Source organism: Streptomyces sp. NPDC020958 (assembly GCF_055562175.1).
The window spans coordinates 1,071,011-1,088,102 of sequence record NZ_JBVHFU010000001.1 but is presented as its reverse complement, the minus strand read 5'-3'; the positions used below and the strand labels follow the sequence as shown (position 1 = coordinate 1,088,102).

16 protein-coding genes and 1 pseudogene are annotated in these 17,092 nt (G+C 71.6%); 4 read left to right on the top strand and 13 right to left on the bottom strand.

Going from position 1 to position 17,092, the window contains the following annotated elements:
• Positions 1–25: 25 nt before the first annotated feature.
• Together ACZ3KP_RS04930 and ACZ3KP_RS04925 are read right to left on the bottom strand one after the other, a co-directional pair.
• A complete protein-coding gene (locus ACZ3KP_RS04930; protein ID WP_467496395.1) occupies positions 26–469 on the bottom strand; it encodes an OsmC family protein in 444 nt (147 codons plus the stop codon).
• Between the two features lie 27 nt (positions 470–496).
• Positions 497–1,231 (bottom strand): hypothetical protein, encoded by a 735-nt coding sequence (locus tag ACZ3KP_RS04925; RefSeq protein ID WP_467496393.1) that lies wholly within the window; start codon positions 1,229–1,231, stop codon positions 497–499.
• A gap of 157 nt (positions 1,232–1,388) precedes the next feature.
• On the opposite strand from ACZ3KP_RS04925, the gene ACZ3KP_RS04920 reads away from it, so the two are divergent.
• Positions 1,389–1,517: a hypothetical protein gene (locus ACZ3KP_RS04920; protein WP_276207598.1), complete on the top strand. Its 129-nt coding sequence runs from the start codon at positions 1,389–1,391 to the stop codon at positions 1,515–1,517.
• Between the two features lie 96 nt (positions 1,518–1,613).
• Complete coding sequence (locus ACZ3KP_RS04915) at positions 1,614–3,395, top strand: ABC transporter ATP-binding protein (RefSeq protein ID WP_467496391.1); 1,782 nt, start codon at positions 1,614–1,616, stop codon at positions 3,393–3,395.
• Here ACZ3KP_RS04915 and ACZ3KP_RS04910 read toward each other — a convergent pair.
• The 5 genes from ACZ3KP_RS04910 to ACZ3KP_RS04890 form a co-directional block, all read right to left on the bottom strand.
• Positions 3,392–4,012: a VOC family protein gene (locus ACZ3KP_RS04910; RefSeq protein ID WP_467496389.1), complete on the bottom strand. Its 621-nt coding sequence runs from the start codon at positions 4,010–4,012 to the stop codon at positions 3,392–3,394. The two genes, ACZ3KP_RS04915 and ACZ3KP_RS04910, sit on opposite strands and share 4 nt — an antisense overlap.
• A 24-nt stretch (positions 4,013–4,036) precedes the next feature.
• Positions 4,037–4,795, bottom strand: coding sequence for an SDR family oxidoreductase (locus ACZ3KP_RS04905; protein WP_467496387.1), 759 nt, complete (start codon positions 4,793–4,795; stop codon positions 4,037–4,039).
• 174 nt (positions 4,796–4,969) lie between these two features.
• Positions 4,970–6,526, bottom strand: a complete 1,557-nt coding sequence (locus ACZ3KP_RS04900; protein WP_467496385.1) for an MFS transporter — start codon at positions 6,524–6,526, stop codon at positions 4,970–4,972.
• Between the two features lie 152 nt (positions 6,527–6,678).
• Positions 6,679–8,586 carry an FHA domain-containing protein gene (locus tag ACZ3KP_RS04895; RefSeq protein WP_467496383.1) on the bottom strand — a complete coding sequence of 636 codons (1,908 nt, stop codon included), beginning with the start codon at positions 8,584–8,586 and terminating at the stop codon, positions 6,679–6,681.
• Between the two features lie 172 nt (positions 8,587–8,758).
• Positions 8,759–10,372 carry a purple acid phosphatase family protein gene (locus tag ACZ3KP_RS04890; RefSeq protein WP_467496381.1) on the bottom strand — a complete coding sequence of 538 codons (1,614 nt, stop codon included), beginning with the start codon at positions 10,370–10,372 and terminating at the stop codon, positions 8,759–8,761.
• 376 nt (positions 10,373–10,748) lie between these two features.
• On the opposite strand from ACZ3KP_RS04890, the pseudogene ACZ3KP_RS04885 reads away from it, so the two are divergent.
• Positions 10,749–11,434, top strand: a pseudogene (locus ACZ3KP_RS04885) (SDR family oxidoreductase); the annotation flags it as partial.
• A 46-nt stretch (positions 11,435–11,480) separates the two neighbouring features.
• Here ACZ3KP_RS04885 and ACZ3KP_RS04880 read toward each other — a convergent pair.
• The gene (locus tag ACZ3KP_RS04880) at positions 11,481–11,822 is read right to left on the bottom strand and encodes a hypothetical protein (RefSeq protein ID WP_467496379.1); all 342 of its coding nucleotides are present in this window, start codon (positions 11,820–11,822) and stop codon (positions 11,481–11,483) included.
• Positions 11,823–12,181: 359 nt separating this feature from the next.
• On the opposite strand from ACZ3KP_RS04880, the gene ACZ3KP_RS04875 reads away from it, so the two are divergent.
• Positions 12,182–13,006 carry a DUF1684 domain-containing protein gene (locus ACZ3KP_RS04875; protein WP_467496377.1) on the top strand — a complete coding sequence of 275 codons (825 nt, stop codon included), beginning with the start codon at positions 12,182–12,184 and terminating at the stop codon, positions 13,004–13,006.
• 125 nt (positions 13,007–13,131) lie between these two features.
• On the opposite strand, the gene paaE is transcribed toward ACZ3KP_RS04875, so the two are convergent.
• The 5 genes from paaE to paaA are packed head-to-tail and all read right to left on the bottom strand — an operon-like array spanning position 13,132 to position 16,851.
• Entirely contained in the window at positions 13,132–14,244 is a 1,113-nt protein-coding gene (gene paaE / locus ACZ3KP_RS04870; RefSeq protein WP_467496375.1) for a 1,2-phenylacetyl-CoA epoxidase subunit PaaE, read from the bottom strand.
• Complete coding sequence (gene paaD, locus ACZ3KP_RS04865) at positions 14,244–14,759, bottom strand: 1,2-phenylacetyl-CoA epoxidase subunit PaaD (RefSeq protein WP_358980586.1); 516 nt, start codon at positions 14,757–14,759, stop codon at positions 14,244–14,246. Before paaD ends, paaE begins: the two co-directional genes overlap by 1 nt.
• Positions 14,753–15,583: a 1,2-phenylacetyl-CoA epoxidase subunit PaaC gene (paaC, locus tag ACZ3KP_RS04860; protein ID WP_467496373.1), complete on the bottom strand. Its 831-nt coding sequence runs from the start codon at positions 15,581–15,583 to the stop codon at positions 14,753–14,755. Before paaC ends, paaD begins: the two co-directional genes overlap by 7 nt.
• Positions 15,584–15,592: 9 nt before the next feature.
• A complete protein-coding gene (gene paaB, locus ACZ3KP_RS04855; protein WP_467496371.1) occupies positions 15,593–15,883 on the bottom strand; it encodes a 1,2-phenylacetyl-CoA epoxidase subunit PaaB in 291 nt (96 codons plus the stop codon).
• Positions 15,880–16,851 (bottom strand): 1,2-phenylacetyl-CoA epoxidase subunit PaaA, encoded by a 972-nt coding sequence (gene paaA / locus ACZ3KP_RS04850; RefSeq protein WP_358980591.1) that lies wholly within the window; start codon positions 16,849–16,851, stop codon positions 15,880–15,882. The genes paaB and paaA overlap by 4 nt, the downstream gene beginning before the upstream one ends.
• Between the last annotated feature and the right edge of the window lie 241 nt (positions 16,852–17,092).

Here is a 17,092-nt window from a genome sequence, read left to right as displayed (position 1 = left end):
GGTCGGCGGCGTACGCCGCTCGTGGTCAGAGGTCCTCGGGCGGGTCGTCCTCGATCGACACGGTCACCGGCGTGCCGGACTCGATGGTGCGGCTGACGGTGCACAGGCGATCGTGGGAGACGGCGATCGCGCGGGGCGCGATGGCGCGGGCCCGGTCGCCCGCCGCGCCCTCGGGGAAGGTGACGTGGAAGCCGACGGCGAGGTCGGTCATGCGGTTGCCGTCCTCGTCAGCGACCTTGTGGCCGCTGACGATGACCGTGAAGGCGGTCGGTTCCGTGTGGCGGCTGGTGGAGACGTCGACGTCGGCCGCCGTGCAGCCGCCGATCGCGGCGAGCAGCAGTTCCACCGGGGTGAACTCGGTGCCGTCGCCGGTGCCGAAGCCGATCGTGCCGCCGCGCGCGTTCGTGGCGGTGTAGCGGCCGGTGGCGGTGCGCTCGACCGTCACGCGCCGCAGGGATTCTTCGCTCATGCCGAGAAACCTAGATCAGCGCCGCGGTCAGCGCAGGATGTTGACGGCCCGTGCCACCACCAGGACCACCGTCACCAGGGAGACCGAGGACTGGAGCATCATCAGCATCTTGGCCCAGCGCGACAACGGCATCACGTCGGTCGGGCTGAAGGCCGTGGAATTGGTGAAGGACAGGTACAGGTAGTCCAGGAAAGCCGGTTCCCAGTCCGCGGGCGCGGTCTCGGGACTCTGCATCTGCACGAAGAGGAAGTCCGCGTACTGCTGTCGGCCGCACACCCGTGCCATCGGTCCGCCCCGGTCCCATTCCCAGTACCAGAGGGCGAACACGATCACGTTCGTCAGCCAGATTCCGCCGCCGGTCAGCAGCAGGGGTCCGGCGTCCTCGCCCTCGGTGCCGTTCACGAGGCCCACGACCAGCCGCACGGCAGCCCAGCCGTTGGCGAGGCTGATCAGGCCCATGAGGGCCAGTCCCACCAGGCGCAGCCATCGGGTACGGGGCTCCACCCGGCGCGGGTTCCCGGCGATCAGGCCGGCCAGCAGTACGAACTCCAGGACCGGCAGCAACCAGTACGGCTGGAGGGCGAGCCGGTGCGGCAGCATCAACTGGAGGGCCACGGCCACCAGGACCACGGCGGTCACGGCCCACCGGGGCTCGCCCTGGGTCGCCCTGCGCCACGCGGGCACCACGTCGCGCTCGCCGTTCTCCAGCCGCCGCTCGATCCTGGCCAGCCGGTTCTCGGCATCGCTCATACGGTCGTTCATGCCGCTCATTGTCCCAAAGCGGCCCGTCGGCGGGCCCGTTGTGTTTTCGGTAAGGGAATTTCATCGGACGCTCAACTTGCCTCCTGAATGGCGGAACCGCGACCGCCGTATTCCCGTGAGAACCGCACTCGACCGAATGAGACAAGGAGAAGAAGCCATGTCCTTCGCGAAGATCACACTGGCCAAGAAGGCCAAGAAGAAGGAAGTGGGGTGTGCCGCCAAGGAGGCGCATCACAAGCACCACCACAAGAAGCACCACCGCAAGCACAAGAAGCACGCCAAGTAACGCGACCGCCGGACGGCACCGGGGCCGGACCGCCTTCCCCCGGGGAGGCGGGGCGGTCCCGGTGCCGTCCACGGAGTCAGGGAGTACCGGCCGGTCATGGCTGACGCCGCACCGTTCGAACTGTCCGCCCCCGTCCGCCCCGCAGCTTCCGCGGCCGCCCCGGTGCGGACGCGCCATGCCCGGCTCTCGCCGTGGGCCGCGTTCCGTGCGTTCTGGCCCCTGGTCAGCGGCAACCGCGCGGCCGTCCTGGTGTCGGCGCTGCTCCTGATCGTGTCGGCCGGGTGCGACGCGGCTGCGATCGGTATCGCCGGGCAGCTCACCGACGACGTGCTCACACCCGGCGACCTGGGTGCCTTCTGGGATCCCGCGCTCCTGTGGCTGGCCCTCGCGGCGGCGGGGGCCGTCGCCTCCGCGGCCGGCGGCTGTCTGGCGGGGTGGACCAGCGAGCACTTCCTCCTCGGCCTGCGGGACCGGGTCTTCGGGCATCTCCAGCAGCTGCCGCCCGACACCCTGGCCCGCTACGGCACCGGCGACCTCGTCTCCCGGCTGACCGGCGACGTCGAGGCGGTCGAGACGCTGGTGGCGTCCGCGCCCGTGGAACTGCTCACCTCCGCGGTCAGCGCCCTCGTCTTCGCCGCCGCCGCCCTGCGCACGAGCTGGCGGCTGGCCCTGATCACGTTCGCCGCCGCGCCGCTGATCTGGCTCGGCGCCCGGGTGTTCGGCACCCGGATGCGCACCGCGACCCGCGCGGAACGCGACAGCAACGGACGGCTGGCCTCCCTGCTGGAGGAGAGCCTCGCCAACATGCCCCTCGTGCAGGCCTACAGCCGCCAGCAGGCCGAGCGCGCCAAGGTGCACCGCGAGGGGCGGAACTGGATGCGGGCCGGACTGAGGCAGATCCGGCTGTCCTCGGTGTACGGCCCGCTCGGTGAACTGCTGGAGACGGTCAGCGTGCTGACCGTCATCGGCGCCGGTGCCTGGCAGATCTCCGCACACCACCTGAGCACCGGCGGGCTCCTCGCCTTCGCCGCCTACCTCGGCTATCTCCACCCACGCCTGCAGGAACTCGGTGAACTGGTCGTCGGCGCGTCCTCGGCCACCGCCGCCTGCGAACGCCTCGTCGAGGTCCTGCACACCCGCCCACCGGCCCACCCGACGACCACGACCACGACCGCGACCGCTTCCGCCGTGCCGTCGGCGCCCGTCCGCGGAGCGGTCACCTTCGACGACGTCGGGTTCTCCTATCCCGGCGGGCGGCGTCCCGTGCTCGACCGGGTCCACCTGGAGGTGTCGCCCGGTCTGCTGGTCGCGGTGACGGGGCCGAGCGGCGCGGGCAAGTCGACCCTGGCCGCCCTGCTGCTGCGCTTCCTCGAACCCACCCGCGGACGCATCCTGCTCGACGGCCAGGACATCGCCGCGCTCCCGGTCGACGAAGTGCGCGGTCGCATCACTCTGTTGCCCCAGGAGAGCATGCTCTTCGACGGGACGGTCCGCGAGAACATCCGCTACGGCAGGCCGGACGCCACCGACGAGCAGGTACGCGCCGCCGCCGTGGCCGCCGACGCCCATGACTTCGTGACAGCGCTTCCCGAGGGCTACGACTCCCCCGTCGGCAGACGCGGCAACGCCCTCTCCGGCGGCCAACGGCGCCGCGTCGCGCTGGCCCGCGCCATGCTGCGGGACACCCCCGTGCTGGTGCTGGACGAACCCACCACAGGCCTCGACGACTCCGCGACGGCCCGCATCATGGGTCCGCTGCGCCGGCTCACCGCGGGCCGCACCACCGTCCTCATCACCCACGACCTGCGACTGATCACGCAGGCCGACCTCGTCCTGCACCTCGACGACGGAACAGCGACTCTTCGAACGGGGCGCTAGGGCGACGCCGGCTTCGTGCCGGACTGCTCGTTCACCATGAACCGGGCGTACCAGTCCGGCCAGTCGGGGTCCTCCGCGCCCGTGCGGGCCTCGTGCTCGCCGTGTGCCGCAGCGGCCCGGCGCAGGGCATCGGCCAGGTCCGCGGCCGAGGCGAACGAGGTGGCCGCGGGGTCCAGCCGTCCCGGGAGCCTGGTGGTGACCTCCTGGAGGAGCCAGCCGTTGCCGTCCGGGTCGCTGAACGACAGGAAGGAGCCGTAGCTGCCGCGTCGCGGGTCCGGGCCGGGCACCCGGGCGTCCGTGCCGGCGTGGTGGAAGACGCCGCCCGCGTCGTGGAACACCTCGCTCGGGTCGGCGCCGCACCGCGCCAGTTCCTTGTGGGCGGCCTCGATGTCGGAGACGACCAGGTGGAGGCCGCGGGCCGAGCCCGGTGCCTGCTCCGTGACCGCCGTGCCGAAGATGACCGACGCCGGGGAGCCCGGAGGGGTCACCTGGACCACGCGGAAGTCGCCGTCGGGGGCCACGTCCGCGTCCAGCCGCCAGCCCAGTGCCGTGTAGAAGTCCTTGGCCCGGTCGACGTCGGACACCGGCACCACGACGACCTCGAGTTTCATGTCCATGGCTCGCGCCTTCCGTAAGGGCCGTCAGCGGGCGACGAGCTGCTGGCCGCCGTCGATGTCGTAGGTGGCTCCGGTGAGGGCGCCGTTGAGCATGAGGTGCAGGGCGAGGGCGGCGACGTCCGCCGGGCCGACCATCCGCCCGATGGGCAGCGTCCTCTTCAACTCCTCGCGCCGTGCGTCGAGTTCGTCCCCGAGGAGGGCCGCCGACAGTGGTGTGTCGACGAAGCCGGCCGCGATGAGGTTGACCCGGACGGGGGCGACCTCCAGCGCCAGGTTGGCGGTCAGGGCCGGCAGCGCCGCAGTGAGGGCGCCCGTCACGGCCATGCCGGCCGCGGGCCGCCGCCCGCCGGTGCCGCCGACGAACAGCAGGGTCCCCCCGGCCCTGACCTTCCGGCGGCTCGCCCGCGCCACCGCCAGCATCATCGCGAGCCGGCCGCCGAAGTCCTGGCCGGCCGCGGTCAGGTCCAGCTCGTCGAGGGGCGTGTACACGGGACTGCCCGCCGTGACCAGGACGTGGTCGACCCGGTCGGGCAGCTCCCCGAGGAAGCGCTCCAGCCGCTCGGTGTCACGGGCGTCGAACGCCGCCGTACCGAGCGGGCGCAGTTCGTCCGCGACCTGTGCCAGGCGGGCGGTGTCGCGTGCCACGAGGACCACGTCGCCGCCGTTCGCCCGCACCTGGCGCGCGGTCTCCAGGCCGATCCCGGCGCTGCCGCCGACCACCACGGCGGTCTGCCCGGCGAGTGCGCCGCTCGTGTTGCCGGTATCCGCGTCGGTCCCGTTCACGGGAGGTCACCGCCGTTCGCGTCGAACTCGCTGTGGCCGGCATCCCCGCCCCCGGTACGGTCGGCTCCCGGGCCTGCGCCGCGGGCCACCGACTCCGGGAACCAGTCTGTCACCGACCCGGGCGAACGGCATCCGGGGCCCGGAGGACGGCATCCGGGCCCCGCAGGAGGGGCGTCACCGTCCCGGGCGCGGATTCTCGGCGAGCGGTGCCTCCCGCTCGGAGGCGCCGTACAGCTGCTTCGACGTGGTGATCAGCTCGCGCTGCTCCGTGCGTGAACCGACCATGGGGCGCGACCCCTTGAGCGGCACCTGCGCGCTCTCGGGCAGGAACCACACCGTCACCAGGCCGATCGCACCGGCCAGCATCAGGTAGTAGGCGGGCATCAGGTCGTCACCGGTGACGTTGACGAGTGCCTCCGTCACCAGGGGTGTGGTGCCGCCGAAGGCCGCCACCGCGATGTTGAAGCCGATGCCCATCGCGGCGTAGCGGACGGCCGTCGGGAACAGGGCGGGCAGGGTGGCGGCGCTCGGCGCCGCGAAGCACGCCAGCAGGGTCGAGAGGACCAGTACCCCGAGGATGGGCGGCCAGGTGCCGTCGGCCTTGATGAGCAGGAAGGACGGCACCGCGAGCACGATCATGGCGGCCGCGGAGACACCGTAGACGGGGCGGCGTCCGATCCGGTCGCTGAGGCGTCCGATGAAGGTGATCAGCAGGACGATCCAGACCATGCCGATCAGCACCAGCACGTCGGCGGATCCGCTGGAGCGGTGCAGGGTCTCCGTCTGGTACGTCGGCAGGAACCCGGTGACCATGTAGTTGGTGACGTTGTACAGCAGTACCAGGCCCATGCAGATCAGCAGCGGCCGCCAGTACCGCGTCACGACGCCCTTCAGCTCGCTGCCCGCCGACTCCTGGGCGAGGCTCTTCTCGTGTTCGTCCAGCTGCTCCTGGAAGGCCGGGGACTCCTCCAGCTTGAGCCGCATGTAGAGGCCGATCACCCCCAGGGGGCCGGCGATCAGGAACGGCAGTCGCCAGCCCCAGGTGAGCATCTGGTGGTCGGTGAGGAGCAGGTTCAACACGGTGACCAGGGCGGATCCGAGGGCGTAACCGACGAACGTGCCGAAGTCGAGCCAGCTGGAGAGGAAGCCGCGCCGCCGGTCCGGGGAGTACTCCGCGACGAACGTGGTCGCGCCGCCGTACTCGCCGCCGGTGGAGAAGCCCTGCACCATCCGGGCGAGAAGCAGCAGGATCGGGGCGGCGATGCCGATGGTGGCGTAGCTGGGGATGAGCCCGATGGCGAAGGTGCCGAGGGCCATCATGATCATCGTGGTGGCGAGTACCTTCTGCCGTCCGAGGCGGTCGCCGAGCGGACCGAAGACGAGTCCGCCGAGGGGCCGTACGACGAAGGCGGCGGCGAAGGTGGCGAACGAGGAGATGACCTGGGCCCCGGGGGACGCGCCGGGGAAGAAGACCTTGCCGATGGTGGCGGCGAGGTAGCTGTAGACACCGAAGTCGAACCATTCCATGCAGTTGCCGAGCGCCGACGCGCCGACGGCGCGCCGCAGCAGCGGTGGCTCGACGACCTGTACGTCGTCGGTGCGGAACGCCCGCCTGTTCCGGCGGAGCCTGCGCTGCAGCTCCTCGCGGACCTGCCTGGGCAGTTCGGCGACCGGCCGCGGTGTCCGCGCCTGGCCGCGTTCGGGGACCTCGTCGGGTAGCGCCTGGGTCACGCCGCCTCCCCCTTTCGGGTACTTCCGCGCGCTGCCGCGCTCAGATGTTTCACTGGAGCGAATTCCGTGACAGGTGTGAACACCTGGCACGAGATCCTGCTGCCCCGGAACACTGAGGCCATTCGTGTGGCCTGTGCGGTTGCAACAAGGGGTCAGGCCTGGGTGACGGGCTCCAGGGCCTCCACCGCCGCGGCCGCCGCGGACGAGTCCTGGCCGTAGAAGATGTCGATGTCGACTTCCTCGCCGCCCATGGTCAGCGTGTCCCACGCGCCGCTCAGGACGAGCATGCGGAGGGTGACGGGTTGCAGGGTGCCGAGGCGTTCGAGGATCGCCTCGTCGTCCGGCATGCCCGCGAGCCGGGGCGCGAGCCGGTCACGGATGGCCCGCATGCGTTCCAGCAGCGTCCTGGTGTCGGCCTCGCGGTCGGGTTCCTCGGGTACCCCGTCGATGCCGTGGCCGATGATGTCCTTGATCGCCCAGGTGACGCCCTGGTCGTCGGTGGTGACCATCGCCTTCCAGGCCCGGCTCTTGTGCCGGTACTGGAGCATGGACATCGCCGCCTCGTGCCGCAGGAAGTCCGCGTCCCGGAACGGCCGTCCGTTCCAGGCGCTGTTGAGGGAGCGGGCCAGCGAGACGGCGGAGGCGAGGCCGCTGTTGAGGCCGCGGCCCGGCCAGAAGTGGATCGCGTTGGCCGCGTCGCCCAGCAGGAAGCCGTAGGTACCGGGCGAGTGGGTGGTCGGTGGCAGCAACTCGGCGGAGAAGCGCGGGCGCTGCACCATGTCCAGGCGGAAGCCGGTGACCGCGGAGAGGTCCTCGGCCTCCACTCCGAACAGCAGCAGCCCCTCCCGCACCCGCCGCCACAGCGGCGAACCCTTCACCAGCGCGGGCAGGAAGAGCGTGCCGTGGGTCGAGCACCGGAAGTCGCCGTGCTCGTCGCGGTCCATCAGGCACGGCCGGGAGGCGACGCACTCCTCGAAGACGCGGCGGACCGGGTCGAGACCGATGACCTCTGCGGCCTCGGCGTCGGTGAGCCGCATGTTGAGGAAGCCCTCGCCGCGCAGCGAGTTGAGCAGGAAGCGGTTCTGGGCGACGGTGAGGAGGACCGCCATGGGGTCGGGCAGGCCCGACTTCACCCGCAGGCCGAGGACGACGTCCTGGAGGTGGCGGCCGTCGAGGGAGTAGATCGACTCGTCGGCCTTGCCGAACCGGGCGGCGAAGTGGTCCCGGGTGCGCGACCGGCCGCCGTCGCAGATCGCCAGCACGTGCTGGGTGGCCAGGGCCTCCCGCTCCGCCGCCGCGTCGAAGCGGGCGGGTATGAGCCGTATCCGGTCCCGCTTCTCGTTGGCGATGTCGAGCAGCCGGTCCTCGATGTAGGCGATGCGCATGTTCCGCGGGTGGTGGTCGCCGACCGAGTCGGGGCCGGAGGGCCACATCTCCGTGTAGTGCTCCGGGTCGAAGAGTCGGGCCCGGACCTCCTCCGGCCAGGCCAGGTACTGCCTGCTCTGTACGGTCACCACCTGTTGGCGCCTGACGTTGCCCTCGTCCCGGCTCTTCCAGGTCACGGTCCGGCCCTGGCGGCGCCACCGGCCGTCGTAGACGGTGATCTGCGCCTGGGGTCCGAGGAAGTGCTCCAGCAGCAGGGCGAGGGACAGGCCGACCGGTCCCCCGCCGGCGACGGCGACCTTCAGGACGGGCCCCTGTTCGCTCTCCTTGGGGCCGTGCGTCACCGACCGGGGCAGCGAGAGCGCCATGAGCGTCTGCATGGCGTCGGCGACCTCGAAGCGGAACTCCTGGTCGCCCAGGGTGATCACGTCCCCGGGCTGCAGCAGCCGGGACTCCACTTCCGCCCCGTTGACCAGGGTGCCGTTGCTGCTTTCCAGGTCGTGCAGTACGTACCCGTTGTCCTCGTCGAAGACGATCTCCGCGTGGAAGCGGGAGACGCTCAGACTGGAGATGACGACGGCGTTCTCGGAGTTGCGTCCGAAGGTGACGCGGGTGTCCAGGACCGGGATGCGCTCCCCCGCCAGGGGACCTTCGAGTCCGACCAGCACCGGTGCCACGGCACTCCCCCTCGCCATCCGCCCCTTATGGGCGAGCATAGTTGCCCGGCCGGGATTTTCCAGAGCGCTGCGCGCTCCGATTCCCTTGTGCAGAGCGGCACTTGGCTGGTAGGCGGTCGGCTTTGCGGCGGGCGGACCGGCGGGCCGGGCGGCGGGCGCCCGGCCCGCCGGGTCAGTGGCCGTGGCCGTCGGAACGCTTGCGGTGGAGGGTGAAGTTCTCGAAGACCGACAACTCGCCGTGCGGCTTGTTCACGTTGTAGTACGTGACGCGCATCCGGGTGGTGTCACCGGGGTGCCGGCCGGGGTCGACGGTGAACGCGGCGAAGCCGTAGGGGTGGTCGGTGTCCCGGACCCCCATCCACACCGCCTGCTCCCTGACATAGGTCGGGGTGCGCTTGCCGTTGGAGCCGGCGGTCGCCGACACGGCGGTGATCACCTTGCCCGTGCCGTCCTTGAAGAAGCTCTGGTTGGTGGTGCCGGAGACCCCGCCACCGCCGAGGATCATGTGCACGGTGCCGAGGTCGGCGTCGATGTCGTCGGTGGCCTGCGAGACCGGGTTGGGGGTGAGTGTCTCGCTGCCGGTCACGACGCCGCGGACCGCCAGCGAACGCTCGTAGTTGTGCTCGTGGCCGCACAGGACGAGGTCGACGCCGTACCGGTCGAACAGCGGGCCGTACTTCTCGCGCAGCCCCAGGTCCGCGCCGTTGGCGTCGGAGGAGCTGATCATGACCTGGTGCATGGCCACGACCACCCAGTCGACGTCCTTGGAGTCGCGCGCCGCCTTCAGCTCCTTCTCCAGGAAGGCGAGCTGACGGCCGCCCGAATAGCCGCTGATGTAGACGTCGCCGCCGTCCTGGAGGCAGTTGTCGTCGTTCTGCAGCACGATCACCCGTACCGAACCGGCCGTGAACGCGTACCACAGGCCCGCGAGTTCGGGGTCGGACTCGGTGGAGGGGAGGGAGAAGTAGGCCTGGTAGGCGCCGAGTCCGAGCGAGCCGTTGGCCTTCTCGATCTCGTGGTTGCCGGCCGCCGGCATCCAGGGGCGGAAACGCGCCGAACGGGTGTTGTTGGTGAAGAAGTTGTTCCACGTCCGCACCCGGTCGACGTCCAGGTTGGCGTAGCACAGGTCGCCGTTGAGGAGGTGGAACAGCGGGGCGACCTGCTCGATGCCGGTGACGATGTCCTTCGTCGCGGGCGTGGAGTTGGCGTCCAGGGCGACCGTGCCGGCGGCCGACCAGGTGACCTGCGGGGCGGACTGGTCGCCGAAGCTGGTGAAGGTGACCGGCTTGCGGCCGCGCGGCGCGGTGCGGAAGGTGCCGCTGTCCGGGGTCGCCCCCTCGTGCGTGGCGAGGTACAGGTAGTCCGTGTCCGGGGTGAGCCGGTCGAGCCTGGCGTGGTGGACGTACACGGTGCGGCCGGAGGTGCCGTCGACGTACGTCACGGTACGGGCGGCGGCCCTGGAGCCGAAGCCGTGCTCCAGGGTGCCGTAGTGCACGACCGGCTTGGTCACCGGACCGTCGGTGATCCACGACACCGTCATCTGGGTGCGCGGGTCGGCCCCGAAGGTCAGGTGCAGGCCCTGGACGGGGGACGCTCCCGAGGCGTCCGCGGTGAGGTGGAGGGCCGGGGTGGCGAGCGGCGCGGCCTGTGCCGTGCCCGCTCCCAGCAGTCCGGTGGCGGCGGCGCCCGCCCCCGCGGTCCCGAGCAGGCCCAGCGCGTGACGGCGGCTGAGCCCGTCCGGTTCCTCCGCCGGTCTGGCCTGTGCGGACTCTGTCTGTGCGGTCATGACGCCCTCCCGACGAGCAGCTGTGCTGACAACGTCCGCACCCTGGCCCAGCCCAACTGCCGCCACATGAACACCACATGACCACTGGGTCAGCACGCGTCAGGCATCAGGCCACCAAGACCGACACCTGCCCTCGTCTTTGCCGGCCGGCGTCCCTCCCTTGACCTCCACCGGGCCGGCGACACCCCGGCGACCGTGTGCCGGCCGCCTTCCTGGCCACGGTGACCGCCCGGGGTCGCGTCGGCTCCCTGCGTGGCGTCGCTGGACGAGTGACGCGCCCGATCTCCAGGTCGTCCGGACCGCGTGTCACACGCGAGGCGGCTGTCCGGTCTCTTCTGATGGAAACCCCAGAAGAGACCGTGAGAGGAACTGCGTCATGAAGGTCGTAGTGATCGGTGGCACCGGGCTCATCGGCTCGAAGCTGGTCCGCGGGCTGAGCGGCCACGGGCACGAGGCGGTGGCGGCCGCGCCGAGCACCGGTGTCGACACCCTCACCGGGGAGGGTCTGGCCGAGGCCCTGGAGGGGGCGTCGGTCGTGGTGGACGTGTCCAACTCCCCCTCGTTCGAGGACCAGGCGGTCAGGGACTTCTTCCGCACCTCTACGGCCAACCTGCTGAAGGTGGAGGCCGCAGCGGGTACTTCCGGGCCAAGCAGGCCCAGGAGGAGCTGATCAGGGCTTCGGGCGTCCCCTACTCCATCGTCCACGCCACCCCGTTCTTCGAGTTCGCCAAGGGGCTCGCCGACGGGGTCACCGAGGGCGACACCGTGCGCCTGCCCGCCGGCCGGATCCAGCCCATGGCCTCCGACGACGTGGCCGCGGCCGTGGGCCGCACGGCGGTCGGCGCCCCGGTGCACGGGGTGGTGGAGGCCGGCGGCCCGGAGGTGTTCCGGCTGGAGGAGTTCATCCGCATGGGCCTCACCGCCCTGGACGACCCCCGCGAGATCGTCACGGACCAGCGGGCCACGTACTGGGGCGCCGAGCTCCAGGAGGACACGCTGCTGCCGGGCCCGGACGCGCACCTCGGCGAGATCAGGTTCGCCGACTGGCTCGCCCGGCAGAAGCAAGGCCCGAAGCGGCCCGGCGGCAGAGCTGCCCTCGGCCTCCGGGCTACGACGCGCCGACCAGCACCACGGTCACGCACACAGCCATCGCCGCGGTGATCAGGAGCATCGCGGTCAGGGTTCCGCGCAGCCAGTGCCCGAAACGGGCGCGATGCCGCTGTTCCACCGCGCTGACGCTGGCGGCGATGTGCTCGGTCACCAGGTGGGCCACGTAGGTCTGCTCCTGGAGGTACCAGCGCTCGATGTCCGACTTCTGCTCCAAGGTCAGCCCGGGCTCCTGTGCGACGAACTCCGAGACACGCCGGCGTGCCGCTCGCAGATGGGCCTGCTCGTACAGGAAGTCCTGGATGTCGGTCAGGCCGCGGGCGGCCTCCTCGCTCGTGTCCATGGTGTGCTCCCCAGGTGAGGCGGCGGCTGTCCGGCCGGTCGCTGTGGTGCTCGGGCGCGGTGTACGCGCATCAGCGCCGGGAGGGAGAGCAGCGCGCACGAACGTGTCGAGCCGGGACTGGTCGGGGCCGGCGGTCTCGCGAACGCCGTGGTGAGAGCTGGAGCAAGCGGTCTGAAAGACCAGCGTGGCAACTTCCCGACGCGGCCGCAAGGGGGTGGGCGCCGTCAGCCTCACCAGCGGGCCGCCGGCCTACACATGACTGACAAGAAGCTGTCACACGCGGACCGGAATGCGGGTTCGGCCGCCCCCGTTCTGAATGGCACGGCTGTTGCCGATCCTCGCCCGACGAAAGAGGACGCATGACGACTGAGGCCACCACGACGGATCTCCAGGTCTTCACCGAGAACTGGCAGGACTGGCACCGCGCCCAGGAGGCCAGGATCTCCGCTCCGCACGGATTCCTGGCCATCACGGGCCTGCACTGGCTGGACGACCGGCCACAGCGCTTCCCCGACGCGCCCGGTGCCTGGCGCACCGGCCCCGACGGGGTGGTGGTCACCCTGGACGACGGAGAGGAACTGGTCGTCGGCGGGACGCCGGTGCGGGGAGAACACCGCTTCGGCGTGCTTCCGGAGCGCGGGGGCGTCGACGCGGTCTGGGGCGACGCCGTCATCGAGGTCGCCAAGCGCGGCGGGAACGACATCGTGCGCCCCCGGCACCCGGACGCGCCGCTGCGCACCGCCTTCACCGGCACCCCCGCCTACGCACCCGACCCGCGCTGGGCCGTGACCGGCCACTACGTCCCCTTCGACGAGCCACGGCCGACCACCGTGGGCGCCGCGGTCGAGGGCCTCGAGCACGTCTACGACGCGCCGGGGCGGATCGAGTTCGAGCTGGCCGGGCGGCAGCTGTCCCTGACCGCGTTCCCCGGCCGCGGTCCCGGCGGGCTGACGGTGCTGTTCACCGACGCGACCTCCGGGGTCACCACCTACGCCGCCAACCGGATCCTGACGGTCGAACCGCCCGCCGCCGACGGCACGGTGGTGCTGGACTTCAACCGTGCCGCGAACCTGCCGTGCGCCTACACGGACCTGGCCACCTGCCCGCTGCCGCCGGCCGAGAACCGGCTGCCGGTGGCGGTCGAGGCCGGGCAGAAGATCCCCCGCGAACGCGGCGGGTCCTGACCGTCTCCGCCGAGCCGCCGCCGTCTGGGCGGCCGGCCGGATGTGCTCAACGGAGGTCGGCGGTTCCCCGGTGCGGGGCACGACGCCTGGCGTGCTCCCGTGGGGGCGGCACGCGCCGTGGCCGGTCAGCTGTCGTAGTCGACCGTCAGCGACTCGGAGACCGGGTAGGACTGGCAGGTCAGGACGTAGCCGGCGGCCACCTCGGCGGGTTCCAGGGCGTAGTTGCGGCGCATGTCCGCCTCGCCGTCCGTGATGCGTGCGCGGCAGGTGCCGCAGACGCCTCCCTTGCAGGCGAAGGGGAGGTCCGGGCGGATGCGGGCCGCGGAGTCGAGGAGGGTGCGCCCGCGCGGGAGGCGCGCGGTGGTGGAGCGGCCGTCCAGGGTGACGGTGACCTCGCTGGCCGGGCCGGTCGCCGTCGTCTCCTCGTGCCGGAGGGGTTCGATCGGCTCGTCGGCGAAGAAGAGCTCCTGGTGGATCCGGTGGGCGGGGACGCCCAGACCGGCGAGCACCTTCCGCGCGTCGAGGACCATGCCGTGCGGGCCGCACAGCCACCAGTGGTCGGCGCCGGCGATGTCGACGAGGCCCGCGACGAGCGTGCCGAGGCGGTCGCCGTCGAGGCGGCCGGAGAGGAGCTCCGCCTCGCGGGGTTCGCGGGACAGGACGTGGGCGAGGTGGAAGCGGGTGCGGTACTCGTCCTTCAGGTCGGCGAGTTCGTCGGCGAACATCACGGTGGCGGTGCGGCGGTTGCCGTAGAACAACGTGACCATGGAGCGGTCGTCGGCGGCCAGGACGGACTCGGCGATGGACATCATGGGGGTGATGCCCGAGCCGGCCGCGATCAGCACGTGGTGGCCGGGGACCGTGAGGTCGGGGGTGAAGGCTCCGGTGGGGGCCATCACCTCGACGGTGTCGCCCGGCCGTACCTCGTGGACCAGCCAGGAGGAGAAGAGTCCGCCGGGCACCTCGCGGACGCCGATGCGCGGCGGGGCGCCGGCCGGTGAGCAGATGGAGTAGGAGCGCCGCTCGTCGCGTCCGTCGATCTCCCGGCGGAGGGTGAGCGACTGGCCGGGGCCGAAGGCGAACTCCTCGGCCAGGTGGGCGGGGATGTCGAACGCGACCGTCACGGCGTCCTCGCACAGGGGCTGGACCGCGGCGACGCGCAGGGGATGGAAGGCTGGGCGGCGTCGGTGCGCTGCGGTCGCGGGGACACCGGCGGCCGGTGCCGTCAGCTCTGCCATCAGATCTCCTTGACGTACTCGAACGGTTCCAGGCAGCTGAGGCAGCGCCACAGCGCCTTGCAGGAAGTCGCCGCGAACCGGGAGGTCTCCTCGGTGGCGGCCGATCCGCAGCGGGGGCAGGCCACCGTGCGCCGGGCCGGCGACAGGTCCAGCGGGACGGGGCCCACGGAGCGCCGTCGCGCGGGGTGGGGCGGGGCGATGCCGTGGTCGGCGAGTTTGCGGCGCCCTTCGGGGGTGATCCAGTCGCTGGTCCACGGCGGGTCGAGGACCGTGCGGATCTCGACGCGGCCGAAGCCGGCGTCGCGCAGCCGGGCGGCCACCCCGGCCCGCATCTCGGCCATGGCGGGGCAGCCCGAGTAGGTCGGGGTGAGGTCGGCGACCACGGTTCCGTCCGGTTCGACGGTGACGTCCCGCAGCACGCCGAGGTCGGCGAGGGTCAGCATGGGAAGTTCCGGGTCGGGCACCTGTTCGGCGATGTGCCGGGCCCGCCGGGCGTCGGCGAGGACGGTCACCATGTCGCCTCCGGGTGGGCGCGGGCCACGCTCTGCAACTCGGCCAGCAGCGGGGCGAGATGGTCGGTGTGCGCACCGTCGCGGCCCTGTCCGGGCAGCGGCGCGGCGGTCGGCATGAGCAGTCCGGCCGCGTCGAGGACCTGGTTCAGGTCCGCCAGCACCGCGTCCCGCACGTCGTGGGCGGCGAACAGCTCCTCCCAGTAGGGTGCCTGTGCTTCCAGGGCGGCCAGCATGCGTGCGTGGGACTCCTCGGTGCCGTCGCCCAGGCGTACCACCCACTCGGCGGCGTACTGCCGGTGGTAGGTGAGTTCCTTGACGCCCTTGGCCGCGACCGCCGCGAGCACCGGGTCGGGGGCTGCGGCCAGTTCGGTGAAGTGGGCGAGCCGCCAGCAGGCGAAGACCAGGAGCCGCAGGACGGAGAAGGCGAAGTCGCCGTTGGGCAGTTCGACGAGGCGTACGTTGCGGTAGTCACCGGCGTCGCGGAAGTAGGCGTAGGCGTCCTCCGTGCGGCCCGTGCCGTCGGTCTGGCCGCAGCGCGCGTACAGCAGGCGGGCCTGGCCGAGCAGGTCGAGCCCGATGTTGGCCAGCGCCACCTCCTCCTCCAGTTCGGGGGCGCGGGTGACCCATTCGGCGAGCCGCTGCGCCAGCACCAGGGCGTCGTCGCCCAGTGCCAGGCACAGGGCGGCGAGCCCGGCGGCGTCGACGTGCCGGGGCACGGTGGTGTCGACGCCGTGCAGCGGGTCCTCGAAGCCGGTGCCGAAGGCCCAGCGGGCGTCGCCGTCGTCGTGGCCCTCGGCCAGGCTCAGGTAGACGTGGTCGTCGCTCATCACCGGCTCCTAGATGTGCGGGACGTCGTCGGGGATGTCGTAGAAGGTCGGGTGGCGGTAGACCTTGTCGGCGCTGGGGGCGAAGAAGGGGTCCTTCTCGTCCCGGGTGGAGGCGGTGATGTGCTCGGAGCGCACGGCCCAGATGCTCACGCCCTCGTTGCGCCGGGTGTACAGGTCGCGGGCGTGGGTGAGGGCCATCCGGTCGTCCGCCGCGTGCAGGGAGCCGACGTGGACGTGGTTGAGGCCGCGCTTGCCGCGGATGAAGATCTCGTAGAGGGGCCAGTTCTGCGCGTCGCTCATGCCGCTGCCTCCTTGTGCGCCCGGGCGGCCTGCTTGGCGGCGTGGGCGCCGGCGGCCGCGCGTACCCAGGCGCCTTCCTCGTGGGCGGTGCGCCGGCGCTCCATCCGCTGCGCGTTGCAGGGGCCGTTGCCGCTGATGACGTCCTTCAGCTCGCTGAAGTCGGGGGTGCCGAAGTCGTGGTGGCCGCGCTCCTCGTTCCAGCGCAGCTCGGGGTCGGGCAGGGTGACGCCGAGCCTGGCAGCCTGGGGGACGGTCATGTCGACGAAGCGGCGACGCAGTTCGTCGTTGCTGTGCCGCTTGATCTTCCACGCCATCGACTGCGCGGAGTTGGGCGAGTCGTCGTCGGGCGGCCCGAACATCATCAGGGACGGCCACCACCAGCGGTTCACGGCGTCCTGCACCATCTCCCGCTGGGCCTCGGTGCCGCGCATCATGGTCATCAGCAGTTCGTAGCCCTGCCGTTGGTGGAAGGACTCCTCCTTGCAGATCCGGACCATCGCGCGCGCGTAGGGGCCGTACGAACTGCGGCACAGCGGCACCTGGTTGCAGATGGCCGCGCCGTCGACGAACCAGCCGATGACGCCGACGTCGGCGTAGCTCAGCGTCGGGTAGTTGAAGATCGACGAGTACTTCTGGCGGCCTTCGAGGAGGCGCTCGGTGAGGTCCGCGCGGTCGGCGCCCAGGGTCTCGGCGGCCGAGTACAGGTACAGGCCGTGGCCGGCCTCGTCCTGGACCTTGGCGAACAGGATCGCCTTGCGGCGCAGTGACGGCGCCCTGGTGATCCACTCGCCCTCCGGCTGCATGCCGATGATCTCCGAGTGCGCGTGCTGGGCGATCTGCCGGATCAGCGTCCTGCGGTACCCCTCCGGCATCCAGTCGCGGGGTTCGATCCGCTGGTCACGCGCGATCGTGGCCTCGAAATGAGACTCCAGCTCAGGCTCGGCGTCCCTGCCGGCCGCTTCAGTCATCTCCACCACTCCCAACCGACCATTCGTTCGGTTCATCATACGGCGCCCCCTCCCCGGTCTGGCAAGGGTCCCCGCCGGGCATGTCCCCGGCCCGCCATCGACCTCTTGACATGCGGGTGACCGACTGGATTACTTGACCTCGCCGCACGCTAACCGAATGTTCGGTCGGTTCACAAGACGGTGGACCGTCGCCACCGCGCGGGGGCGGGTCCGGCCCGGCCGCGGCCGCACCCTCCGTACA

Coding starts and splice junctions, on each gene's coding strand:
- ACZ3KP_RS04880 (WP_467496379.1), bottom strand. CDS start 11,822: ATGGACACGAGCGAGGAGGCCGCCCGCGGCCTGACCGACATCCAGGAC.
- paaD (WP_358980586.1), bottom strand. CDS start 14,759: ATGGTGACCGTCCTCGCCGACGCCCGGCGGGCCCGGCACATCGCCGAA.
- paaA (WP_358980591.1), bottom strand. CDS start 16,851: ATGACTGAAGCGGCCGGCAGGGACGCCGAGCCTGAGCTGGAGTCTCAT.
- ACZ3KP_RS04930 (WP_467496395.1), bottom strand. CDS start 469: ATGAGCGAAGAATCCCTGCGGCGCGTGACGGTCGAGCGCACCGCCACC.
- paaB (WP_467496371.1), bottom strand. CDS start 15,883: ATGAGCGACGCGCAGAACTGGCCCCTCTACGAGATCTTCATCCGCGGC.
- ACZ3KP_RS04875 (WP_467496377.1), top strand. CDS start 12,182: ATGACGACTGAGGCCACCACGACGGATCTCCAGGTCTTCACCGAGAAC.
- ACZ3KP_RS04890 (WP_467496381.1), bottom strand. CDS start 10,372: ATGACCGCACAGACAGAGTCCGCACAGGCCAGACCGGCGGAGGAACCG.
- paaC (WP_467496373.1), bottom strand. CDS start 15,583: ATGAGCGACGACCACGTCTACCTGAGCCTGGCCGAGGGCCACGACGAC.
- paaE (WP_467496375.1), bottom strand. CDS start 14,244: ATGGCAGAGCTGACGGCACCGGCCGCCGGTGTCCCCGCGACCGCAGCG.
- ACZ3KP_RS04920 (WP_276207598.1), top strand. CDS start 1,389: ATGTCCTTCGCGAAGATCACACTGGCCAAGAAGGCCAAGAAGAAGGAA.
- ACZ3KP_RS04925 (WP_467496393.1), bottom strand. CDS start 1,231: ATGAACGACCGTATGAGCGATGCCGAGAACCGGCTGGCCAGGATCGAG.
- ACZ3KP_RS04910 (WP_467496389.1), bottom strand. CDS start 4,012: ATGGACATGAAACTCGAGGTCGTCGTGGTGCCGGTGTCCGACGTCGAC.
- ACZ3KP_RS04915 (WP_467496391.1), top strand. CDS start 1,614: ATGGCTGACGCCGCACCGTTCGAACTGTCCGCCCCCGTCCGCCCCGCA.